We start from the raw sequence: 21880 nt of genomic DNA, 5'->3' as shown, positions 1-21880 counted from the left end.
GGGTATCCTAGGCGCCTTCCCCAGCAACCGCTTTCCGACATCGGGAGACCACGTGCCGACCTTCAGTGTGCCGGGGGCCGAACTCGACGTGGAGCTGAGCGACGAGGGTGGCCACCCCGTCGTCCAGCTCCACGGACTGACCTCGAGCCGCCACCGCGACCGCCTTATGGACCTCGACCTGGGCCGCGGGCTCAGCGGCACCCGGCTGCTGCGCTACGACGCGCGGGGGCACGGCCACTCGACCGGGCGTGCGGTGCCGGAGGACTACCGCTGGCCGGTGCTCGCCGACGACCTGCTGCGGCTGCTCGACCACTACTTCCCCGGCGAGCGGGTCCACGGGGTCGGGCCGTCGATGGGCACCGGGACCCTGTTGCACGCGGCTGTGAAGGATCCGGAGCGGTTCAGCAGCCTCACGCTGCTGGTGCCGGCGACCGCCTGGGCCACCCGCGCCGCCAAGGCCGCCGAGTACCGGGCCGCCGCCGATCTCATCGAGCAGCAGGGACTGGCGGCGTTCCTCACGCGCGATCTGAATGCACCCCGCCCACCGGCCACCGTCGACGCGCCCGACACAGTCCCCGACGTCACCGAGGACCTGCTGCCGTCGCTGTTCCGGGGCGCCGCACTGAGCGACCTGCCCGATCCGGAGGCCGTGACCGGCATCGACATTCCGGTGACGGTGCTGGCATGGATCGACGACCCCGCCCACCCGGTGTCCACAGCGGAGGCGCTGGTGGGTCTGCTCCCCCACGCGAAGCTGGAGATCGCCTACACCCCGGCCGATCTCGCACAGTGGCCGAGCATCCTCTGCGAGGACGTCGCCCGGCACGGTTGATTCCGTCGGCATGCCGGGCAGTTCCGACCGCGGCTACGGAATGGGGAGTGCCGAAACGATTTCGGTGTTCCCGACCTCGATATACGGGGTCGAGAACACCAAAATGCGATCGAGTCGGGGCAGCGGTCGCCTTGCGAACCGCGTCGTCTCGTCAGACGTTGAAGCGGAACTCCACCACGTCGCCGTCGGCCATGACGTAGTCCTTGCCCTCCATACGGACCTTGCCCTTGGCCTTCGCCTCGGCCATCGAACCGGCCGCGTCGAGGTCGGCGAACGAGACGATCTCGGCCTTGATGAAGCCGCGCTCGAAGTCGGTGTGGATCACGCCGGCCGCCTTGGGGGCGGTGTCGCCCTTGCGGATGGTCCAGGCACGCGATTCCTTCGGACCCGCCGTCAGGTAGGTCTGCAGACCGAGGGTGTGGAAACCGGCGCGCGCGAGCTGCTTCAGACCGGCCTCGGTCTGACCGATGGATTCGAGCAGCTCCATCGCCTCGTCCTCGTCGAGCTCGAGGAGCTCGGACTCGACCTTGGCGTCGAGGAAGACGGCGTCGGCCGGTGCGACGGCCTTGCGCAGCTCCTCCTTGCGCTCCTCGTTGGTGAGGACGGCCTCGTCGGCGTTGAAGACGTACAGGAACGGCTTGGCGGTGAGCAGATGCAGGTCGCGCAGCAGCTCGCCATTCACCTCGGCCTGGGCGGAGAAGATGGTGCGGCCGTCCTCGAGGATCGCCTGCGCCTTCTTCGTCTCCTCCAGCTGAGCGACGAGTTCCTTGTTCTTCCGGGACTCCTTCTCGAGCCGCGGCAGTGCCCGCTCGATCGTCTCCAGGTCGGCGAGGATCAGCTCGGTCGCGATGACCTCGATGTCGGCCATCGGGTCGACCTTGCCCTCGACGTGGACCACGTCGGGATCGTCGAACACGCGAACGACCTGGCAGATGGCGTCGGCCTCGCGGATGTTGGCGAGGAACTTGTTGCCCATGCCCTCGCCGGCGGAGGCGCCCTTGACGATGCCGGCGATGTCGACGAACGACACCGTGGCCGGGAGAATGCGCTCGGAACCGAAGATCTCGGCGAGCCGGTTCAGCCGCGGATCGGGCAGTTCGACGACGCCGACATTCGGCTCGATGGTGGCGAACGGATAGTTCGCTGCCAGCACATCGTTCTTGGTCAGCGCATTGAACAGCGTCGACTTGCCGACGTTGGGAAGACCGACGATTCCGAGGGTAAGGCTCACGGGATCGATATTCTACGCGGCCGCCTGCCGCTCATTTCACCCGCACGGCTCACTTCACCCGCACGCCACCCGCACCAGTTGCGCGATGCGCGCGGCCTGGTCCTCGTCGGGCACGGTCGACCCGTTGGTCGCGACCTCCTGGACCTTCGCGTTCACTTCCTGGTCGGACGCACCCTCGTCGATGAGCGGACAGGTCTCGGTGACGATGGACTCGATGTCCTGCGTCTCCCGGTCGGCCGACAGCTGCGGATAGCCGGTGCGGAACGCCGCGACGAAGACGTCGAGCTTCGCCTCGTCGAAGATGTCGCCGGCCCGCTCGGCCGCGCTGGACGCGATGCTCTGCACCGACGAGATGGCTCCCTCGGCCTGCTCCTGGACGCTCGTGACGGCGACATCCGCCGACGACCGGACGTCCTCATTGCTGGAACTGTCGTCGGAGCTGCACGCGGTGAGCGCGAAGGCGGCAGCGATCGCCACAGCCGCCGCGGGTACACGCAGGCGTCGGGTCGTGCTCGTTCGGTTCGTCACGTTTCGAGAATGCCACGGCCGGGGACCCTTCAGCGCCGTTTCCGGCGTGTCGTCCGGACCACGCGCGGCGCTCGGTGACCGTAGATTGGCGACTGTCGATCGGTATCGAGCTCGATACATGTCGGAAGGACCGTCGTTGACCGAATCGAAGACCGCGCCCAGCGGAAACAGCAGTGAGAAGCCGTCGGCGAAACCCGACCGCGGGAGCCTGCTGGGCACGGGCGGAATCTGGCTCGCCAAGTGGTCGGCCTGCCTGGTCGTCATCGCCGCCGGTGCGGTGGTGATCGGCTGGATCATCGAGAAGATGTGGGTGATCGTGCTGCCGGTCGCCCTGGCGATCGTCGTCTCCACGATCCTGTGGCCGCCCACCCGCTTCATGACCAAACGCGGCGTTCCTCCGGCTGCTGCGGCCGGCTTGACCCTCGTGATGTTCTTCGCGATCGTCGGCGGCATCATCGCCGGCATCGTCCCGTCGGTGGTCTCCCAGATGCCCGACCTGGCCAACAAGGCCACCGAAGGCATCAACACCGTGCAGGAATGGGTGAAGGGACCCCCGATCAACCTGCGCGACGAACAACTCGACAACGCCGTCCACGCGGTGGTCGAGCGGGTGCAGGGCAGTGCCGCCACCATCGCGGGCGGTGTCTTCTCCGGCGTGAGCACAGCCGGCTCCTTGCTCGTCACGCTCGCTCTCGTCCTCGTGCTGACGTTCTTCTTCATCAAGGACGGCCCGCGCTTCGTGCCGTGGCTGCACCGCGTGAGCGGCGGCCGCGCCGGACGTCACCTCGAAGCGGTACTCGGCCGCATGTGGGACACGCTGGGCGGATTCATCCGCACGCAGGCCCTGGTGAGCTTCATCGACGCCCTGTTCATCGGTATCGGCCTGGTGATCCTCGGCGTCCCGCTCGCACCCGTGCTGGCGATTCTCACCTTCATCGGCGGATTCATTCCCATCGTCGGTGCGTTCGTCGCCGGTGCGCTGGCGGTGCTGGTCGCACTCGTCGCCAACGGTTTCACGACCGCGATCATCGTGCTGGTCCTCATCATCGCGGTGCAGCAGATCGAAGGGAACGTGCTGCAGCCGGTGCTGCAGTCGCGGTCGATGAACCTGCACGCGGCCGTGGTGCTGCTCGCGGTGACCGCGGGATCGTCACTGTTCGGGATCGTCGGTGCGTTCCTGGCGGTGCCGGTCGCGGCGGTAGCCGCGGTGGTCATCCGCTACATCGGCGAACAGATCGACGAACGCGCCAGTGACGGCGACGACGACGAGACGAAGGCCCTCCCGGCTCCGGGCGACACCTCGGTGCCCGATCCGAAGCCGGCCTCTCCGGCACCGGCCGCCTCCGAGGACTGAGGGGCGGTCAGCTCGCGACGCGAACGGTGGATCCCGAGCGGCCACGGATGACGTGCAGCCTGCTCGGGATCCGCTGCCGCATCTCGTCGACGTGACTGACCACGCCCACCACGCGGCCTCCCGCGCGCAGTTCGTCGAGCACTCCCATGACGGCTTCGAGGGAGTCGGCGTCGAGCGAGCCGAACCCTTCGTCGATGAACATCGTGTCGAGCACGAGCCCGCCGGCCTCGGCGGCGACGACGTCGGCGAGGCCGAGGGCGAGCGCGAGGGACGCCTGGAAGGACTCGCCGCCCGACAGCGTCTTCGTCGAACGCACGGCGCCTGTGTACTCGTCGTGGATGTCGAGGCCGAGACCGCCGCGACGACCCCGGCTCTCGGCCGCGTCTGAGTGCACGAACTCGTAGCGGCCGCCGGACATTCTGCGCAGGCGTTCGGAGGCGGCGTCGGCGACCTCCTCGAGTCGCGCCGCGAGCACGTACGAGCGCAGCGACATCTTCTTGGCGTTCGATCCCATCCCGGCGACGACGTCGGCGAGCGCGGAGAGTTCGGCGTGTTCGTCGAGCAGCGGGGCCAGTTCGGCGCAGGCACGCTCGAGCCGGCGGGTGTAGTTCTCGATGTCGAGATGCCGGCGCTCGGCCTCGGTGGCCACGCTCAGGGCCGCCTCGACCGCGGCGGCACCGTCGTCCACCACCGCACGCGCGGCCGCCACGTCGGCGACCTCGTCGCCGGTGAGGGCCACGATCGCCGGGTCGTTCAGCGTGGAGGTGGCCACCGCGCGTTCGTCGTCGGCGGCGCGCAGGACGCGGTCGATCTCGGCGAGTCGCTCGGGCGTCCGGACGGCCGCGCGGGCGCTGTCGAGGTCGGTGAAGCCTGCCTCGGCGGCTGCGGTGCGGGCGTCGGCGGCGCGTTCGTCGGCGGCCGTGCGGGCCTGGAGTGCGGCGGTGCGGGCGTCGAGCAGCGCGGTGGCCGCGGCGGACAGTGCCGCGACCGTCTTCCGTCGCGGGGCGAGCAGGTCGAGGTCGCCGACGGCCTCGACGATGCGCTCGCGGATCTCCGTGATCTCGGCCGCGCGGACCGCGTCCTCGCGGGCGAGTTCGGACAGTTCGGCGTCGAGCCGCTTCTCCTGTTCGGCCAGCACCGTGTCGAGCTTGCGCAGGTCCTCGACCGCCGCGCGCAGATGGTCGAGCCGACCGGCGACGGTGGCGGCCTCGTCGTGGGCGCGGACCGCCTCGGCGTGGGCGGTGGTGAGCTCGGCGAGTTCGGCATCGCCGCAACGCTGCCGGAGGACGGCGACGATTCCGGAGAGTTCGGTGACGGCCTCGCGTGCTTCGCTCAGCGCGGTGGCGGCGCGTTGCTCGGCGGCGTGGGCGCGTTCCTCGTCGGCCTTCGTCGCGGTGTCGGGAGCCGGGCGCGCCGGCTCGGGATGCTCGGTGGAACCGCAGACCGTGCACGGTTCGCCGTCGGTGAGACGCGCCGCGAGTTCGGCGGCCATTCCGTCGATCCGACGCTGCCGGACGTCGAGGTGCGCGTCGCGCGCGTCGTTGAATTCGGAGTGCAGTTGCAGCACCCGGGTTTCGAGCCGTTCGAGTTCGGTTCGGCGCGAAGCGAGTTCGGTGGCGGCGTCGAGCGCATCGGCGGCGCGGTCGCGCGCGGTGGACAGGCCCGGGAGCGTCGCCACTGCGCGTTCGGCCTCGGCGACCGCATCGGCCGCGGCGGTCGACCGCTCGGGCAACGCGGCGCGTTCGTCGATCACCTGCCGACACTCGTCGGTGAGAGCACGGCGGCGCCCGGCGAGCTTCTCGCGTTCGCCCTCGAGTTCGGTGAGACGACGACGACGATCGAGCAGCACGTCGAGACGCGCTGCCTCCGAGGACCATTCCTCGCATCGAGGACGGATGATGCCGCGATCGGCGGCGGACGGCGTCGGCCCGATGGCGTCGAGGAGTTCGCGTCCTTCGTCATCGTTGCGGAGCGGCGCGGCGGCCGTCTCGGCGCGGGCTGCGGCGACCTCGGCCTCGCGTGCGAGGCGGGCGGCTTCCCGATCGACGACGGCGACGCTCACCGCGCGATGCGCCGCGTCGCGTTCGGCCGTCACGGCGACGCGCTGCGCCTGCGTCTGCTCGAGGTCGGCGAGGACGTTCAGGGCGTCGCGGCGGCGGCGGAGTCGGTCGGCGAGAGCGACGATCTCGTCGAGCCTGCGACGGTTGGCTTCGTCGACGGCGCGGACGCGCGACAGGGCCGCGGCGGCGTCGTCGCGGTTCTCGGCGGCCTCTGCGAGCAGGCGGCCTGCCCACTCCACCGGATCGGCATCGGCGCCCGCCTCGATCCCGGCGGATGCAGCCACTTTCGCCGCGAGTACTTCGACCTTCTTCTGTTGCTCGGCAAGCAGTTTCGTTCCGGCACCGCGGCGGTCGCGGAACCACTGCTCGACGTCGCCGAAACGGGTGGTGTCGAACAGACGCTCGAGCAGCCTGCCGCGCTCTTCGCTGTTCGCGCGCAGGAACCGGGCGAAGTCGCCCTGGGGAAGGAGCACCACCTGGAAGAACTGTTCGGCGCTCATCCCGAGCAGCGACTTGACGACGTCGCCGATCTCCTGGGCGCGCGACAGGTTCTCCCCCGACCCGTCGAGCCAGGTGAGATTCGCCTTGGCATTCTGTTTGATCGTGCCGGTGCCGCGCTTCTTCGGGCGTTCGAACTCGGGGCTGCGTTCGATGGACAGGCGGCGACCGGCGATGGTCGCCTCGAGCCGGACCGTCGGCACCGCACCCACCCGCGCGTGGTCGGACAGCAACCGGCGCCCCTCGGAGCGCGCACCGGGGACGGTGCCGTAGAGCGCGAACGCGACCGCGTCGAGGATCGACGTCTTGCCCGCGCCCGTCTGGCCGTGCAGCAGGAACAGCCCGTCGGCGCCGAGTTCGTCGAAGTCGATCTCGACGGTCTCGGCGAACGGACCGAAGGCCGTGATCTCGAGGTGGTGCAGTCTCATGCCGGCACGTCCGTCCGCCACTGCGTGTCGGTCTCGTCGCCGATACCTCGACGGCGGTCGACCTCCCTCAGCGCTTCGTCGATCCAGCCGCGCTCGCGCTCGGACGGCTCGGAACGCACGTCGGTGAGGAACGACGCGGCGACGTCGCGATCGCTGCGCCCGCGCACCTTGTCGCGATAACTGCCCTCCGTGGACCCGGCCGGTCGCTGCCATTCGACGTGCACGGCGTACGGGAACCGCTCCTGCAGGCGACGCATGGCGTCGAGCGGGCGGATCGCGTCGGTCAGCACCGCGGAGACGTAGTGCTCCTCGACGGCGGCATGCGCCGGGTCGGCGAGCAGATCGTCGAGTTCGCCTTCGAGACGGGTCAATTCGCGGATCACCGGAAGATCGACGCGCTCGACGGACGCCGCACCCGAGGCGTCGAGATCGACGACGAACACCGCCTTGCGGTGCGAGCGCTCACCGAAGGAGTACGGCAACGGCGATCCCGAATACCGGACCGTCTCGCTCACCGTCTGCGGGGAGTGCAGGTGCCCCAGTGCGACGTAGTCGGCACCGTCGAACGACGACGCGGCCACCGTCTCGACCCCGCCGACGGAGATGGACCGCTCGGAGTCGCTGGGCTCGCCACCGACGACGAAGGCGTGGGCCAGGACGACGGTGCGGCCCTCGCGACCCGCAACACCGGCGCGCACGCGCTCCATCGCCGCGTCGAGGATCTGCTGGTGCGAACGGGCCTCGGGCACGCCGAGCTCGGCGCGGGTGATCTCGGGTTCGAGATACGGGATGCCGTAGAAGCAGACCGGGCCGTGCGCGTCGTGCAGGACGACGGGGCTGTCGATCTGCGACACGCGGGTGATCAGGTGCAGACCACCGTGCGCGGCGAAGGCAGCACCGGCACCGAGACGGACCGGCGAGTCGTGGTTGCCGGAGGTGGCGACGATGACCGCCCCTGCCTCACGGATGGCCTCGAGGCCGGCATTGCACACGGCCACCGCATCGGAACTCGGGATCGACCGGTCGTACACGTCGCCCGGCACGACCACCACGTCGATCCCGCGTTCGGCCACCAGATCGGCGATGGCCCGCAGCGCACGCGCCTGGTCGTCGAGCAGGTCGACACCGTGGAAGGTGCGGCCGATGTGCCAGTCGGAGGTGTGCAGGATCCGCATGGGACAGACGGTAGAGGAGAGGACCGACATCCCCGGATGTCGGGTGGATGTCGCATCGATGAGGCATCATCCGCCACATGACAGCACTCACGGCACTCGGCCTGCTCGTCGCGCTCGGTCTCGGAGTGGTGCTCGGCTGGCTGCTGCGGGCCTCCCGCGACGGCGAACGCGCAGCCCGTGCCGAGGCGCAGCTGGCAGCCCTGCGCGACAACGAGGAGCAGCTGCGTCAGTCGCTGGCCGCGGTGAGCGAGGACGCCGCCCGCCGGCAGTCCGGCGCCATCGGCGACCAGGTGTCGCGACTCGTCGGCCCGTTGAACGAGGCCGTGGGAGCGCTGGCTCGGCAGGTCGAGCACGTCGAACGCAACCGCGTGCACGCCTACGCCGGGCTGAGCGAGCAGGTCGAGGGCATGCACCGCGCGTCGCAGCTGCTGTCCACTCGCACCCAGCAGTTGGTCACCGCGCTGCGTGCGCCGCAGATCCGCGGACGATGGGGCGAGATCCAGCTCGAACGTGTCGTCGAGCTCGCCGGGATGGTCCGGCACTGCGACTTCGACACCCAGGTGAGCAAGGACGGGGTACGCCCCGACCTGCTCGTCTACCTCGCCGGCGGCAAACAGATCGTCGTCGACGCGAAGGTGCCCTTCGCCGCCTATCTGGATGCCGCCGAGGCCGAGGAGCCCGACGAGCGCGACCGGCACCTCACGCGCCACGCACGGCAACTGCGCACTCACATCGACCAGCTGTCGGCCAAGGCCTACTGGGAGTCGTTCGATCCGACGCCCGAGTTCGTCGTGCTGTTCGTCCCCGGTGATCCGTTCCTCGATGCCGCGCTCGGCGCCGATCCCGATCTGCTCGAGCACGCCTTCGCCCGGAACGTCATCCTCGCCACACCGACCACGCTCGTCGCGCTGCTGCGCACGATCGCGCACACCTGGCGGCAGGAGGCGCTCTCCCGCGACGCCGCGACCATCCACCGATTGGGCCGTGAGCTGTACCAACGGCTCGGTGTGGTCGGTTCCCACCTCGATCGGCTCGGCAACCAGCTCGGCAAGGCCGTCGATTCGTTCAACATGACGGTCTCGTCGATGGACACCCGCGTGGGCGTGACTGCCCGCAAGCTCCACGACCTGGAAATATTCGACGGTGAGGTGCCCGAGGTGCAGCGTGTCGACGCCTGGCCGCGGCGCAGCACTCTGGCAGAAAGAGCAGTAGCGGACGGTCCTGTCGACGAAGCGAGCTGACATCGCCACGCTAATGTCTACGTTGTGTCTGCAACCCAACGTGCACGTTCGGCGGTGCCGCTCGACATGCGGTCGTTGGTGCCTACGGTGCCCGGTGTGCCCTGGTGGGGTGCCGTGGCGATCGCAGCCGGAACGACGCTTCTCGGGGTGCTGCTCGACAGCGCACGCGGGAACGAACTGACCTCTGCGTTCACTGTCTTCTACGTGCTCGGCTGCGTCGCGGCCGTGGTGGCGGTGCGCTATCGCGGACTGTTCACGGCCATGGCCCAGCCGCCTCTGCTGCTGCTCCTCGCGGTGCCGATCGGTCAGGAGATCGTTTCCTCCGACAGCACCGGCGGATTGAAGGATCTCGCGCTCAACGTCGCCTATCCGCTGGTGAACCGCTTCCCGGCGATGCTGGTGGCGACGCTCCTGGCACTGGCCATCGGCGGTTTCCGGATCTTCGTGACCCGACAGAACACGGGGGTACGGGCCCGTGCGCCGCGAGAGCGGGCGAAGCCGCGGGCAGCGAAGGCCGCTGCGAAGGACCGCCCGGCTCGCGCCGCAGGCGACCGGCCGACCCGCGCTGCGAACGATCGTCCGACCAGGCGTGCGGGCCGGGGGCGACCGGCGACGGCCACCCCGGCGGATGCACCTCGCACCGCTTCGGGCCGCGGGACGCCGGCCGCGAAGGCGTCGGTCCGGGAGGTCGCCGACACCCGCCCCCGTCGCCGCGTCCGTCCCGAGGCCCCGGCCGCCGAGCAGCCCGCTCCCCGGCGTGCCCGCACTCCCCGACCTGCCGAGCCGGTGCAGCCGGAGGTCCGCGAGCCGCGGCGCCGTCCGGCATCCGACTCGGACACCGGTCGACCGGCGCCCTCCCCCGCACCCACGCAGGGCTACGAGCCACCGCGCGTGCGGTACCGCGACCGCTACGAGGACTGACCCACACGACGAAGACGACCGGTCACCTGCCATTCACGGCGGTGACCGGTCGTCTTCGCTCTACGGACTACAGGTTCAGCGACGCGACGCGCGCAGTTCGCGCGGCAGGGCGAACACCAGGGTCTCGTTGGCGGTCGTCACCGACTGCACGTCGTGGAAACCGCGCTCGTCGAGGAACTGCACGACGCCCTGCACGAGGATCTCGGGGACCGACGCGCCGGAGGTGATGCCGACGGTCTCGACACCCTCGAGCCAGTCCGGATCGATCTCCTTGGCGTAGTCGACCAGATGCGCGGCCCGGGCACCCGCACCGAGAGCGACCTCGACGAGCCGCACGGAGTTCGACGAGTTCCGCGACCCCACGACGATCACCAGATCGCACTCGGGTGCCATCGCCTTCACCGCGACCTGCCGGTTCTGGGTGGCGTAGCAGATGTCGTCGCTCGGCGGATCCTGCAGCTGCGGGAACTTCTGGCGCAGGCGCTGCACGGTCTGCATCGTCTCGTCGACGCTGAGGGTGGTCTGGGACAGCCAGATGACCTTCGACGGATCGCGCACGGTCACCGAATCGACGGCGTCGGGGCCGTCGACGAGCTGCACGTGATCGGGGGCCTCACCAGCGGTGCCCTCGACCTCCTCGTGGCCCTCGTGACCGATGAGCAGGATGTCGAAGTCGTCGCGGGCGAAGCGCTTGGCCTCCTGGTGGACCTTCGTCACCAGCGGGCAGGTCGCGTCGATGGTGCGCAGCTGCCGGGAAGCGGCCGATTCGTGGACCGCGGGCGACACACCGTGCGCCGAGAACACGAGCACAGCGCCCTCGGGCACCTCGTCGGTCTCGTCGACGAACACCACGCCGCGGTCGGCGAGCGTGTCGACGACGTGGCGGTTGTGCACGATCTCCTTGCGGACGTAGATCGGCGCACCGTACTTGTCGAGTGCCTTCTCGACGGTCTCGACGGCGCGGTCGACGCCGGCGCAGTAGCCGCGCGGCTCGGCGAGCAGGACGCGCTTTCCGGAGGTGGAGGGACCGGCGGACCGGGTGATCCCGACTTCGAGAGGAACAGGCGCAGACATACCTCCAGAGTACGGGGCGCGTCGGAGTGGGGCTTCCCAGCTCGCGGCCGACGTGCTCCCCGGCTACCAATCACGCCGATCATCGGGCAGTCTTGGGGCATGATCCGTCCACCGTTCCTGGCACGGGTGGCTGCCGGCGTTGCTGTCACCGCGTACGAAGAGACCCTCAAGCTGCCGAGCACAGCCGTTTCGTTGCCGATGACGACGGTGAGCCAGATCCTGCAGACGACGATGCGAGTGCAGCAGGTCATGACCTCGCTCGCCATCAAGGGCGACCAGTTCTTCGAGATCTTCGGAGCAGAGCCCGCCGAGACCGCACAATGGGCGACCTTCGACGACGACGGCTCGACCCCCTCGGACGAGGCGGCGACCTCGACGAACAGCGCCTCGAACGGCGCTCCGGGCCGGTTCGCCCTGTACTCGATCCCGCCGGCGACCGAGGCCGATGCACCCGTGGCCGAGCAGGCCGCACCGGTGAAGGCCGGTACCGCGACGACGAAGGGCCCCGCGAAGAAGGCGGCAGCGAAGAAGTCCGCTCCGAAGAAGGCCGCCGACGCCGAGGGCACGAAGATCGGTGAGACGACGGACACGAAGGTCGCCACCGGCAACCGTTCCGAGATCGTCGAATACCTCGACTACGACTCGTTGACCCTCGCTCAGCTGCGTGCCCGCCTGCGGGCACTGTCGGTGGACGAGCTCACAGCCTTGCTCGAATACGAGAATGCTCACGCCGCGCGTACTCCGTTCGTGACGATGTTGTCGAACCGGATCACGAGCGCGCGTAACAAGTGACGGCCGGACAGAACGCGGCACGCCCGAACTCCGCGGAGCAGCCCTGGCCCGTCCGCACCGTGGCGCAGAAGGTCGCCGGGTGGATCGACAAGCTCGGCACCATCTGGGTCGAAGGGCAGATCACGCAGATCAACGCCCGTCCCGGGACGCGGACGGCGTTCCTGACCCTGCGTGACCCGTCGGTGGACATGTCCCTGCAGGTGACCTGCTCACCACAGTTGTTGCAGCAGTCGGGGGTGCCGCTCACCGAGGGCAGCCGCGTGATCATGTTCGGGAAGATGACCTTCTGGCCGGGTCGCGGCAGCCTCGCGCTGCGGGTCACCGAGATCCGGGCGATCGGCATCGGCGAACTTCTCGCGCGTCTCGAGCGGCTGCGCGCGTTGCTCGCAGCCGAGGGCTTGTTCGACCCGCGGCTGAAGCGCCCACTCCCCTTCCTGCCGCGCCGCGTCGGCCTGGTCACCAGCCGTGGCAGCGCGGCCGAGCGCGACGTGCTGTCGGTCGCGCAGCGTCGCTGGCCGGCCGTGCAGTTCGACGTGCGCCACGCGACCGTGCAGGGCCCGACCGCGGTCACGCAGCTCATCGAGGCTCTCGAAGCACTCGACAAGGACCCGGACGTCGACGTGATCGTCCTCGCCCGCGGCGGCGGCAGCGTCGAGGATCTGCTGCCCTTCTCCGACGAGGCGCTGTGCCGTGCCATCGTCGCGTGCACGACCCCCGTGGTCAGCGCGATCGGCCACGAACCCGACAGCCCGCTCTGCGATCACGTCGCCGATCTGCGAGCCGCGACCCCCACCGACGCCGCGAAGCGCGTCGTACCCGATGCGGTTGCCGAACTCGATCTCGTCGACGAACTGAGAGCACGGTCGGCGGCGGCGCTGCGCAATTGGGTCCGGCGCGAGGAACACGTGATCGCACAGTTGCGCGACCGTCCCGTACTGGCCGATCCGTTCCGCGACCTCGACCGCCGGAACGAGGAGATCGAGCGGCTGCAGCACGCGGCACGACGCGACGTCACGCGATTGATCTCGTCGCAGTCGTCGACGCTCGAACACCTGCGGGCACGGTTGGCGACCCTCGGACCCGCGGCGACCCTGGCGCGTGGCTACGCCGTGGTCCAGCGGATCGTGCCGGGCAGCGCCCCCGAAGTGGTACGCACACTCGACGAGATGCCCATCGGCACCCAGCTGCGGGTGCGCGTGGCGGACGGCGCGGCCCGCGCCGCCGTCATGGGACACGAACGACAAGGAAGATCAGGACAGTGACGAACGCGGGAACCGACGACGTCAACGCCGATGTGCGGGAGTTCGGCTACGAGCGAGCTCGGGACGAACTCGTCAACGTCGTGAAGATGCTCGAACAGGGCGGGCTCGACCTCGACGACTCGCTGCAGCTGTGGGAGCGCGGCGAGGCGCTCGCGAAGCGCTGCGAGGAACATCTCGCCGGCGCCCGCGAACGTGTCGAGCAGGCACTCTCCCTCGCGGACGACGAGGACGAAGACGAGTACGAGGACGACGAGGACTGATCTCGAACGATCAGTCCTCGACAGATCCGACCCGGATCAGCGTTCGACCGACCGGACCCGGATCAGGGTTCGAGCGGCTCGGCCCTGCCCGCGGCCGTGGCCAGGGTGGTGAACTCCGCCTCGTCGCCCGACCCACCGATCAGGATGCGCACGTCGCCGAAGTCGGACACCCAGAGTGCTTCGACGCCCTCGCCTCCGTAGACCACCCAGTCGTGGCCCTCGACGGACCGGGTGTCGGTGGCGGTGCGGGCACCTCCGGCGACGAATCGCACCAGTTCGTCCTCACCGGCATCCGATTGGGTGAAGCGCACGTAGCGACCTGCGGGGGTGATGAAACCGACGGTGCTCGAATCGCCGCCCTGGTTACCGGAGACGATGCTGCGGCTGCCGGAGTTGGGTTGCCAGTCCTCGGGCACCTCGGGGTGGCGGATCGGGAATCCGAGTTCCGCCGCGTCGTATTTCAGGCCGGCATCGATGTCGAAGCTCGGCACGGGACCCGCCGTGGGTCCGCCGGGCTTGAACTCGCACTGGCTGGCGATCGCCGCGATGAAGAGGATCAGCACGAGCAGCGGGATCAGCGACCACGCCATATCTCGACCGTCTTGCAGGATGCGAGGTTTCTTGGATGCCACCCGTCCAGTCTGACAGCTACGAAACGGGCAGGTTCAGGCCGGGCGGGTCCGACAGCCCACACCATCGGCCGTGATGAGACAATAGCCACGCGACACACACGGATCGTGCGGGCGCCCTCGGCGCCCGCTCCCTCTGCCGGCGCAACCCGCGTCGACCGAAAAGTCTCCAGGAGGCAGTAGCCCATGACGGCCAGCACCCCACGCCGCGAAGCTCCGGACCGCAACCTCGCGCTCGAACTGGTCCGCGTCACCGAAGCCGCGGCGATGGCAGCCGGTCGGTGGGTCGGACGCGGCGACAAGGAAGGTGGCGACGGCGCCGCCGTCGACGCGATGCGGCACATGGTCAGCTCCGTGTCGATGCAGGGTGTCGTCGTGATCGGTGAGGGCGAGAAGGACGAAGCGCCCATGCTGTACAACGGCGAGGAGGTCGGCAACGGCGACGGTCCGCTGTGCGACGTCGCGGTCGACCCGATCGACGGCACGACCCTCATGTCGAAGGGCGCTCCCGGCGCGATCGCGGTGCTCGCCGTGGCCGAGCGGGGCGCGATGTTCGACCCGTCCGCCGTGTTCTACATGGAGAAGATCGCCGTCGGCCCCGAGGCCGCCGACGTCATCGACATCACCGCCCCGATCGCGGAGAACATCCGTCGCGTCGCGAAGGCGAAGAACATCGCGCACGCCGACCTGACCGTGACGATCCTCGACCGTCCGCGCCACGCGCAGATCATCAAGGAGGTGCGCGAGGCGGGTGCCCGTATCCGTCTGATCTCCGACGGCGACGTTGCCGGCGCGATCGCCGCTGCACGTCCGGGTTCGGGTGTCGACATGCTGCTCGGCATCGGCGGTACCCCCGAGGGCATCATCGCCGCGGCCGCGATGCGCTGCATGGGTGGTGCGCTGCAGGGTCGCCTGGCACCGAAGGACGACGCCGAGCGCCAGAAGGCGATCGACGCCGGACACGATCTCGACCGTGTCCTCACCACCACCGATCTCGTCACCGGCGAGAACATCTTCTTCTGCGCGACCGGCGTCACCGATGGTGAGCTGCTCCGCGGTGTCCGCTACTCCGCCGGTGGCGCGGAGACGCAGTCGATCGTGATGCGCAGCAAGTCGGGCACGGTCCGCATGATCGAGGCGTACCACCGCCTGCAGAAGCTCAGCGAGTTCTCGTCCATCGACTTCCACGGTGTCGCCGGCTCGCCGCCGCCCATGCCCTGATCGTCACTGCCCTGATCGTCACTGCCCTGATCCGCAGCGATCGTTCCGAGGAGGGGCACTGCACCGAGTTCTGGTGCAGTGCCCCTCCTCGTTCGTTCCGGCGGCATAACGTGGAGGACATGACCGACACCGAACAGTCTTCTCAGCAGTTCCGTATCGAACGCGACACGATGGGCGAGGTCCAGGTTCCGGTCGACGCCTTGTGGCGCGCCCAGACGCAGCGCGCCGTGGAGAACTTCCCGATCTCGGGCCGTGGACTCGAACGCGCACAGATCCGTGCGCTGGGTCTGCTCAAGAGTGCCTGTGCCCGGGTGAACAAGGACCTGGGTCTGCTCGACCCCGACAAGGCCGACGCGATCGTCGCGGCCGCCGATGCGATCGCCGCGGGTGAGTACGACGACCAGTTCCCGATCGACGTCTTCCAGACCGGTTCGGGCACGAGCTCGAACATGAACACCAACGAGGTCATCGCCTCGCTCGCCGCGAAGGCCGGCGTCACGGTCCACCCCAACGACGACGTCAACATGTCGCAGTCGTCGAACGACACCTTCCCCACCGCGACGCATGTCGCGGCGACCGAGGCGACGGTCAAGGATCTGATCCCTGCCCTCGAGCACCTGCACGGTGCCCTCGACGAGAAGGCGAAGGAGTGGCGCACGGTCGTCAAGTCGGGTCGTACGCACCTGATGGATGCGGTCCCGGTGACCCTGGGCCAGGAGTTCGGTGGTTACGCCCGCCAGATCGAGGCCGGGATCGAACGTCTTCGCGCGGCCCTCCCCCGCCTCGGTGAACTGCCGATCGGCGGTACCGCGGTGGGCACGGGCCTCAATGCGCCGGCGGATTTCGGTCCGCGCGTGGTGGCCGTGCTCGTCGAGACCACGGGGCTCGAGGAGCTGCAGCGGGCCCGCAACAGTTTCGAGGCGCAGGCCGCGCGCGACGCGCTGGTCGAGGTGTCCGGGGCGCTCCGCACCGTCGCCGTGTCGCTGACGAAGATCGCCAACGACATCCGCTGGATGGGATCCGGCCCGCTCACGGGTCTGGCCGAGATCCAGCTCCCCGATCTGCAGCCCGGTAGCTCGATCATGCCGGGCAAGGTCAATCCTGTTCTTCCCGAAGCGGTTACACAGGTCGCCGCACAGGTGGTGGGCAACGACGCCACCGTGGCGTGGAGCGGCGCGGCCGGGGCGTTCGAACTCAACGTCTACATCCCGGTGATGGCCCGCAACGTCCTCGAGTCGATTCGTCTGCTCGCCAACGTCTCCCGGTTGTTCGCCGATCGCTGTATCAGCGGACTGGTCGCGAACGTCGAACATCTGCGCACGCTGGCGGAGTCGTCGCCGTCGATCGTCACTCCCCTCAACTCCGCGATCGGATACGAGGAGGCCGCCGCTGTCGCCAAGGAGGCCCTGAAGGAGAAGAAGACGATCCGTCAGACCGTCGTGGACCGCGGCCTCGTCGGCGACCGCCTGAGCGAGGAGGAACTGGACCTCCGCCTCGACGTCCTGGCGATGACGCGGGTGGACGAGGAGTCCTGACCCGCAGGGTCCGGACCTACCCCCGCCTGCATCCGCTACGAATTTCGCCATCCGCTACAGCAAGTTCCTGTAGCGGATGGCGAAAACGTGAGCGGATAGCGAGGGCTCAGCGAGCCGGGGAGTCACCTCACTCCTGGACCACCTCGGTCCCGGCGCCGGGCGCCCACGTGATGTAACCGAACTGGAAGTTGCTCCGCGCACCGTCGGGCGTCTGTTCCTCGTCGGTGATCGGGAAGCCCAAGTCGCCGCCGGCGCCACCCGCGGCCTCCCAGGCCGTGCGGATCTCACCCCACACGATGTGGGAATCGGTGTCGGGGCTCCACGCGATGATGCCGCCCTCGAACTCCGCGACGTAACCGTCGCCGACCTCCTCCTGCTGGCCGGTCGCGGCGCCGAGCGGGCTGGACGCACCGCCGACCTCGTCGTACTTCTGCAGGATCGGTCCGCTGAGTTCGACCTGCTCGCCGTCCGGTCCCGGCACCGCACTGGACTGATCCGCCGCGGGCTCGTCGGCCTCGGGCGAATCGTCGCCCTGCGTGATCGATTCGACGGCGCTCTCCGCCTCGGACGCCACGCTCTCCGCGGCGGACTGGACCGCGCTGGTCGCGCTGCCCACCGTCTCCTCCGCGGATTGGTCGTCGCTGCAGCCCGCGACCACCAGTCCGACCGCCGCTGCGGCCGCCACCAACGCTGCTCTGCGTCGGGGAATTCGATTCATCGGTTCGCTCCTGTCACTCGAGAGGACGGGTACCTGATTTCAGGGTGCCCGACTCCTCCGCGACACAACCCGGTTTCCGGTGATTCCGTGCCGTGCACGAATCCACCCCGCCCCCGGTCTCCTGCCGTTACCATGCGACGCAGCCGACGCCGAGGAGAACGATGAGCACACAGACCGCCGCCGCGCAGGACGCCGTCGCCACGGTGACCGATTTCCTGGAGGCAACGGCCGCGGAGGACATCGACCGCGCCGCTTCGCTGATCACCGACGACATCGCGTGGCACAACACCTGGCTCCCCACCATCCGCGGCGGTTCCCGGGTCCGGAAGATCCTCGCCGGTCTCGCGCGACCGTCGGTGGGCTTCGGCGTCGTCGTCCACCACATCGCGGCCGACGGCGACATCGTGCTCACCGAACGCACCGACATCCTGCGTTTCGGACCGGTGAGCATCGAGTTCTGGGTGTGCGGCACCTTCGAACTGCGTGACGGACGGATCACCGTGTGGGACGACCACTTCGACGTCCTCACCTTCCTCCGCGGAACCGTCGTGGGCGTACTGCGCGCCGTCCTGCGTCGCCCCTGACGATCCCCACCCCCACCGCTCCCCGAAGAGCCATGGATGGGCGCCCCCATAGAATCCGTTCGTCGCCGAACCGTTCGGCGACGGATCAGCAGGGAGCGATGACATGTCCGACGCCGAGCACACTCCGGGATTCACGGCGGGTCTGGAGATCCGGCGCGAAGTGATGGGTGACGACTTCGTCGAGCGGGCGTTCGAGCGTTCCCGCGGCACCGACTCCGAGGCGATGCAGGAGTTCGTGACCGAGCACGCCTGGGGTGCCGTGTGGTCGCGTCCCGGCCTGGACCGGCGCAGCCGCAGCCTGCTCAATCTCGGCATGCTCATCGCGTTGCGTGCCGAGAACGAACTGCGCGGACACGTCCGCGGGGCCCTGCGCAACGGACTCGGCCGCACGGAGATCGTCGAATCCGTCATCCACTGCTCGGCGTACTGCGGCGCCCCCGCCGGACTCGCTGCGATGCGCGTCGTCCAGGAAGTGCTCGAGGCCGAACTCGGCCCTCTCCCCAAGGACACCGACGCCTCCGACGAGGCCTGACGACGACGGCGCGCCCGGCAGATGCCGGACGCGCCGCTTCGGCCGTGCTCGGGCGTCAGGCGCCCGGAGCGAACTCCTCGAGCATCTCCGTCACCAACGCCGCGATCGGCGACCGCTCACTGCGGGTGAGCGTGACATGCGCGAACAGCGGATGTCCCTTGAGCTTCTCGATGACCGCCGCGACACCGTCGTGCCGGCCGACACGCAGGTTGTCGCGCTGGGCGACATCGTGCGTGAGCACGACGCGCGATCCCGCACCGAGCCGCGACAGGACGGTGAGCAGCACGTTGCGCTCGAGCGACTGTGCCTCGTCGACGACGACGAACGAATCGTGCAGCGACCGGCCGCGAATGTGCGTGAGCGGCAGCACTTCCAGCATTCCGCGGCTGAGCACCTCCTCCAGCACCGCCGGGCTGGCGAGTCCTTCGAGGGTGTCGAAGACCGCCTGGCCCCACGGATTCATCTTCTCGGCCTCGGTACCCGGCAGGTACCCGAGTTCCTGCCCGCCCACCGCGTAGAGCGGCCGGAAGACGACCACCTTGCGGTGGGTGCGTCTTTCCAGGACGGCCTCGAGTCCGGCCGTCAGTGCCAGCGCGGACTTTCCGGTTCCGGCCTTGCCGCCGAGGGAGACGATGCCGACGGATTCGTCGAGCAGCAGGTCGAGCGCGACGCGCTGCTCGGCGGAGCGCCCGTGCAGTCCGAACGCCTCACGGTCGCCGCGGACGAGCTGCACCCGTTTGTCGGCGGTGACCCGGCCGAGTGCGCTGGAGGAACCACCGAGGAGCCTGATTCCCGTGTGGCACGGCAGATCCCGCGCGTCGTCGATGTCGACGATGCCCTCGGTGAACATCTCGTCGATGAGGGCCCGGTCGACTTCGAGTTCGGTCATGCCCGTCCATCCCGAGATCACCACGTCCTGGGCGTGGTACTCGTCGGCGTCGAGGCCGACGGCACCGGCCTTGACGCGCAACGGGATGTCCTTGCTGACGAGCACCACGTCGCGCCCCTCGGTGGCCAGGTTCAGGGCGCACGCGAGGATGCGGGAGTCGTTGGTGTCGGTGCGGAATCCCGCGGGCAGGACCATGGGGTCGGTGTGATTGAGCTCCACGTGGAGGGTGCCGCCCTCGTCCCCGATGGGGATGGGCTGGTCGAGGCGTCCGTGCCGCTGCCGCAGATCGTCGAGCAGCCGCAGCGATTCGCGGGCGAACCAGCCGAGTTCGTGGTGGTGCCGTTTCCCTTCGAGTTCGCCGATCACGACCAGCGGAAGGACGACTTCGTGCTCGGCGAACCTGGTGACCGCCCAAGGGTCGGAGAGCAACACTGAAGTGTCCAGCACGTAGGTGCGTACAGCGGATTCTTTCGCAGCGGCGGTACCGGAGGCGTGGCCGGAGCGGGTGGGGACGGAGCGTGTTGCGTTCACGTGGGGCTCCTCGGCCCGGACGGCACCGCCCGGACGTATTCGGTGGGCCGGTGGGTCCCCGGTGTCGTCACGACCACGGAGGCCCGGTGCCGGCCCCCTCGCTCGGACTGTGTCAGCCACACGATCAGGGACCTCCCGTGTAGTCGGCACCTGCGCCGCCTACACCCCCGACGCTAACCCCGATACGGACTATTCGCTCGGCAGCGGAGGAAGCGTGTCGGTGAAGATTGCGTTAACCGCACCTCGTAACCACTCCTGAACCTCAGCACTCCCGCTCGTTTCCGTGTCCGCTGTGCCGGGCCGTGAGCCCGTGAAGCGGCGTACGGTCACTCGACCGCGACCGGATGCGCGCTCGGTTCCACCGTCGCGCCGCGCAGTCGTCGCAGCACCAGGGTCACGAGCAGCGCGAGGACGGCCACCGCGGCGCTGTACCAGACGACCGCGTCCGGGGCGTCGAAGATTCCACCGAACAGACCCGCGACGAGCGCACCGACCGACATGCCCGCGACCTCCTGGGCGGACCACAGGCCGTTCACCCGGCCGAGCAGCGTGTGCGGCGTGTGCGTCTGGATCAGCGAGTAGCGCAGCACCTCCTGCACGGCCCCGAACACACCGACGATCACGAGCAGCACCGCGGTGAGCGCCAGGACGGACGTGAAGCCGACCAGTGCCTGGACGACGAAACCGAGGACCAGGGCGGTGAGCAGCACGCGGCCGGGCCGCACCGAACGGCCGAGCCATCCACTGGTGACCGTGGCCGCGGCGGCGCCGAGCGCGATCGCCGCGTACATGACGCCGATGGCGACCGCGTTGCCCTCGAAACGCGCGTCGGCGAAGGCCGGTACGAGCACGAGCACACCGCCGCCGAGCATCGCGACGACACCGGCGATCATCACCCCACCGACGACGCGTTCACGGCGCAGGAAGCCGGTCACCGTCTCCGCGGGTGCGTCGGCGTCGTGCCCGGCGTCCGCCGTCGGTGGGTTCAGCGCGGGCAGGCCCGAGAGCAGGGTGACGGTCACGGCGGTGCCGATCGCGGCCACCCAGTAGTTCCACGCCACCGAGAACGTCGCGATGACGAGACCGCCGAGCGCCGGGGACAGGACGGCTCCGGCGCGGGCACTGAGGACGTTGAGCGCGCCGACGGCGACGAGCTGGTCCTTGGGGACGAGGGTGGGTACGACCGCGAGCAGAGCGGCGATGCTGATCGACCCGATCAGGCCGTTGACGACCGTCAGGGCGATGATCGCCGGCACCGAGGGCGACGACAGGCCGGCGTTGACGGCCAGTCCGACGAAGGTGAGACCGGAGACGGTGCGGGCGAACAGGATCAGGAACTTGCGGTTGTAGCGGTCGGCGAGCATGCCGCCGAGCAGCATGCCGCCGATCGCAGCGCCCCCTTCGAGCGCGGAGACCAGACCCACCATCGGTGACGATCCGGTCAGGTCGTAGACCTGGATCGGTACGCCGACCATGAGCATCCCGATACCGAAGATCGAGATGGTGCGAGCGATGAAGATCCGACGGAAGGCCGCGCTCTCGCGCAGCGGCCGCAGATCGAAGAGGGCGCCGTTGCTCATTGCCG

Annotated in this window: 20 protein-coding genes; 11 read left to right on the top strand and 9 right to left on the bottom strand. The window is 69.3% G+C overall.

The window, feature by feature from the left end; all coding sequences use genetic code 11:
• Window positions 1-52 precede the first annotated feature (52 nt).
• Window positions 53-832, top strand: coding sequence for an alpha/beta hydrolase (locus tag B9C99_RS00310; protein WP_088896609.1), 780 nt, complete (start codon window positions 53-55; stop codon window positions 830-832).
• 151 nt (window positions 833-983) lie between these two features.
• On the opposite strand, the gene ychF is transcribed toward B9C99_RS00310, so the two are convergent.
• Together ychF and B9C99_RS00300 are read right to left on the bottom strand one after the other, a co-directional pair.
• The gene (gene ychF / locus B9C99_RS00305) at window positions 984-2063 is read right to left on the bottom strand and encodes a redox-regulated ATPase YchF (RefSeq protein ID WP_088896608.1); all 1080 of its coding nucleotides are present in this window, start codon (window positions 2061-2063) and stop codon (window positions 984-986) included.
• 54 nt (window positions 2064-2117) lie between these two features.
• Window positions 2118-2591: a hypothetical protein gene (locus tag B9C99_RS00300; RefSeq protein ID WP_232622179.1), complete on the bottom strand. Its 474-nt coding sequence runs from the start codon at window positions 2589-2591 to the stop codon at window positions 2118-2120.
• 118 nt (window positions 2592-2709) lie between these two features.
• Here B9C99_RS00300 and B9C99_RS00295 point away from each other — a divergent pair, with 118 nt between their 5' ends.
• Window positions 2710-3945, top strand: a complete 1236-nt coding sequence (locus tag B9C99_RS00295) for an AI-2E family transporter (protein WP_088896607.1) — start codon at window positions 2710-2712, stop codon at window positions 3943-3945.
• A gap of 7 nt (window positions 3946-3952) precedes the next feature.
• Here the strand turns inward: B9C99_RS00295 and B9C99_RS00290 are convergent, their stop codons facing one another.
• Together B9C99_RS00290 and B9C99_RS00285 are read right to left on the bottom strand one after the other, a co-directional pair.
• Window positions 3953-6931, bottom strand: a complete 2979-nt coding sequence (locus B9C99_RS00290) for an AAA family ATPase (protein ID WP_088896791.1) — start codon at window positions 6929-6931, stop codon at window positions 3953-3955.
• Window positions 6928-8106: an exonuclease SbcCD subunit D gene (locus B9C99_RS00285; RefSeq protein WP_088896606.1), complete on the bottom strand. Its 1179-nt coding sequence runs from the start codon at window positions 8104-8106 to the stop codon at window positions 6928-6930. The genes B9C99_RS00290 and B9C99_RS00285 overlap by 4 nt, the downstream gene beginning before the upstream one ends.
• A 77-nt stretch (window positions 8107-8183) precedes the next feature.
• Here B9C99_RS00285 and B9C99_RS00280 point away from each other — a divergent pair, with 77 nt between their 5' ends.
• Together B9C99_RS00280 and B9C99_RS00275 are read left to right on the top strand one after the other, a co-directional pair.
• On the top strand, window positions 8184-9347 hold the full coding sequence (locus B9C99_RS00280; RefSeq protein ID WP_016693938.1) for a DNA recombination protein RmuC: 1164 nt from the start codon (window positions 8184-8186) through the stop codon (window positions 9345-9347).
• A 24-nt stretch (window positions 9348-9371) separates the two neighbouring features.
• Window positions 9372-10268 (top strand): DUF6542 domain-containing protein, encoded by an 897-nt coding sequence (locus tag B9C99_RS00275; protein ID WP_253249915.1) that lies wholly within the window; start codon window positions 9372-9374, stop codon window positions 10266-10268.
• Window positions 10269-10343: 75 nt separating this feature from the next.
• On the opposite strand, the gene B9C99_RS00270 is transcribed toward B9C99_RS00275, so the two are convergent.
• Window positions 10344-11342, bottom strand: a complete 999-nt coding sequence (locus B9C99_RS00270; RefSeq protein ID WP_088896604.1) for a 4-hydroxy-3-methylbut-2-enyl diphosphate reductase — start codon at window positions 11340-11342, stop codon at window positions 10344-10346.
• Between the two features lie 99 nt (window positions 11343-11441).
• Here B9C99_RS00270 and B9C99_RS00265 point away from each other — a divergent pair, with 99 nt between their 5' ends.
• Genes B9C99_RS00265 through B9C99_RS00255 form a run of 3 tightly spaced genes read left to right on the top strand, consistent with a single transcriptional unit; the run spans window position 11442 to window position 13656 of the window.
• On the top strand, window positions 11442-12134 hold the full coding sequence (locus B9C99_RS00265; RefSeq protein ID WP_088896603.1) for a lipid droplet-associated protein: 693 nt from the start codon (window positions 11442-11444) through the stop codon (window positions 12132-12134).
• Complete coding sequence (xseA, locus tag B9C99_RS00260; RefSeq protein ID WP_016693942.1) at window positions 12131-13396, top strand: exodeoxyribonuclease VII large subunit; 1266 nt, start codon at window positions 12131-12133, stop codon at window positions 13394-13396. The genes B9C99_RS00265 and xseA overlap by 4 nt, the downstream gene beginning before the upstream one ends.
• A complete protein-coding gene (locus B9C99_RS00255; RefSeq protein ID WP_016693943.1) occupies window positions 13393-13656 on the top strand; it encodes an exodeoxyribonuclease VII small subunit in 264 nt (87 codons plus the stop codon). Before xseA ends, B9C99_RS00255 begins: the two co-directional genes overlap by 4 nt.
• Before the next feature lie 62 nt (window positions 13657-13718).
• Here B9C99_RS00255 and B9C99_RS00250 read toward each other — a convergent pair whose 3' ends face one another.
• Window positions 13719-14288, bottom strand: a complete 570-nt coding sequence (locus tag B9C99_RS00250) for a DUF4245 domain-containing protein (RefSeq protein ID WP_024103281.1) — start codon at window positions 14286-14288, stop codon at window positions 13719-13721.
• Between the two features lie 183 nt (window positions 14289-14471).
• On the opposite strand from B9C99_RS00250, the gene glpX reads away from it, so the two are divergent.
• Together glpX and B9C99_RS00240 are read left to right on the top strand one after the other, a co-directional pair.
• Window positions 14472-15506, top strand: a complete 1035-nt coding sequence (gene glpX, locus B9C99_RS00245; protein ID WP_016693944.1) for a class II fructose-bisphosphatase — start codon at window positions 14472-14474, stop codon at window positions 15504-15506.
• Window positions 15507-15625: 119 nt separating this feature from the next.
• Window positions 15626-17041, top strand: a complete 1416-nt coding sequence (locus B9C99_RS00240; RefSeq protein ID WP_088896602.1) for a class II fumarate hydratase — start codon at window positions 15626-15628, stop codon at window positions 17039-17041.
• Window positions 17042-17168: 127 nt separating this feature from the next.
• Here B9C99_RS00240 and B9C99_RS00235 read toward each other — a convergent pair whose 3' ends face one another.
• Window positions 17169-17759, bottom strand: coding sequence for an LGFP repeat-containing protein (locus B9C99_RS00235; protein ID WP_026061516.1), 591 nt, complete (start codon window positions 17757-17759; stop codon window positions 17169-17171).
• A gap of 161 nt (window positions 17760-17920) precedes the next feature.
• Here B9C99_RS00235 and B9C99_RS00230 point away from each other — a divergent pair, with 161 nt between their 5' ends.
• Window positions 17921-18343 (top strand): limonene-1,2-epoxide hydrolase family protein, encoded by a 423-nt coding sequence (locus B9C99_RS00230; RefSeq protein ID WP_088896601.1) that lies wholly within the window; start codon window positions 17921-17923, stop codon window positions 18341-18343.
• A 103-nt stretch (window positions 18344-18446) separates the two neighbouring features.
• Entirely contained in the window at window positions 18447-18875 is a 429-nt protein-coding gene (locus B9C99_RS00225; protein ID WP_088896600.1) for a carboxymuconolactone decarboxylase family protein, read from the top strand.
• Between the two features lie 55 nt (window positions 18876-18930).
• On the opposite strand, the gene B9C99_RS00220 is transcribed toward B9C99_RS00225, so the two are convergent.
• Window positions 18931-20211 (bottom strand): PhoH family protein, encoded by a 1281-nt coding sequence (locus B9C99_RS00220; protein WP_026061517.1) that lies wholly within the window; start codon window positions 20209-20211, stop codon window positions 18931-18933.
• Window positions 20212-20621: 410 nt separating this feature from the next.
• Window positions 20622-21875, bottom strand: a complete 1254-nt coding sequence (entS, locus tag B9C99_RS00215) for an enterobactin transporter EntS (protein ID WP_088896599.1) — start codon at window positions 21873-21875, stop codon at window positions 20622-20624.
• Between the last annotated feature and the right edge of the window lie 5 nt (window positions 21876-21880).

It is taken from the genome of Rhodococcus sp. BUPNP1 (assembly GCF_002215235.1).
Lineage (GTDB): Bacteria > Actinomycetota > Actinomycetes > Mycobacteriales > Mycobacteriaceae > Rhodococcus.
Note: the sequence above shows the minus strand (reverse complement) of the source record. Positions and strands in the feature narration are given on the sequence as shown.

Bases quoted from the DNA above. Each gene is read 5' to 3' on its own strand.
- B9C99_RS00295 (WP_088896607.1), top strand. From the start codon at position 2,710: ATGTCGGAAGGACCGTCGTTGACCGAATCGAAGACCGCGCCCAGCGGA.
- B9C99_RS00290 (WP_088896791.1), bottom strand. From the start codon at position 6,931: ATGAGACTGCACCACCTCGAGATCACGGCCTTCGGTCCGTTCGCCGAG.
- B9C99_RS00285 (WP_088896606.1), bottom strand. From the start codon at position 8,106: ATGCGGATCCTGCACACCTCCGACTGGCACATCGGCCGCACCTTCCAC.
- B9C99_RS00280 (WP_016693938.1), top strand. From the start codon at position 8,184: ATGACAGCACTCACGGCACTCGGCCTGCTCGTCGCGCTCGGTCTCGGA.
- B9C99_RS00270 (WP_088896604.1), bottom strand. From the start codon at position 11,342: ATGTCTGCGCCTGTTCCTCTCGAAGTCGGGATCACCCGGTCCGCCGGT.
- B9C99_RS00265 (WP_088896603.1), top strand. From the start codon at position 11,442: ATGATCCGTCCACCGTTCCTGGCACGGGTGGCTGCCGGCGTTGCTGTC.
- glpX (WP_016693944.1), top strand. From the start codon at position 14,472: ATGACGGCCAGCACCCCACGCCGCGAAGCTCCGGACCGCAACCTCGCG.
- B9C99_RS00240 (WP_088896602.1), top strand. From the start codon at position 15,626: ATGACCGACACCGAACAGTCTTCTCAGCAGTTCCGTATCGAACGCGAC.
- B9C99_RS00235 (WP_026061516.1), bottom strand. From the start codon at position 17,759: ATGAATCGAATTCCCCGACGCAGAGCAGCGTTGGTGGCGGCCGCAGCG.
- B9C99_RS00230 (WP_088896601.1), top strand. From the start codon at position 17,921: ATGAGCACACAGACCGCCGCCGCGCAGGACGCCGTCGCCACGGTGACC.
- B9C99_RS00225 (WP_088896600.1), top strand. From the start codon at position 18,447: ATGTCCGACGCCGAGCACACTCCGGGATTCACGGCGGGTCTGGAGATC.
- entS (WP_088896599.1), bottom strand. From the start codon at position 21,875: ATGAGCAACGGCGCCCTCTTCGATCTGCGGCCGCTGCGCGAGAGCGCG.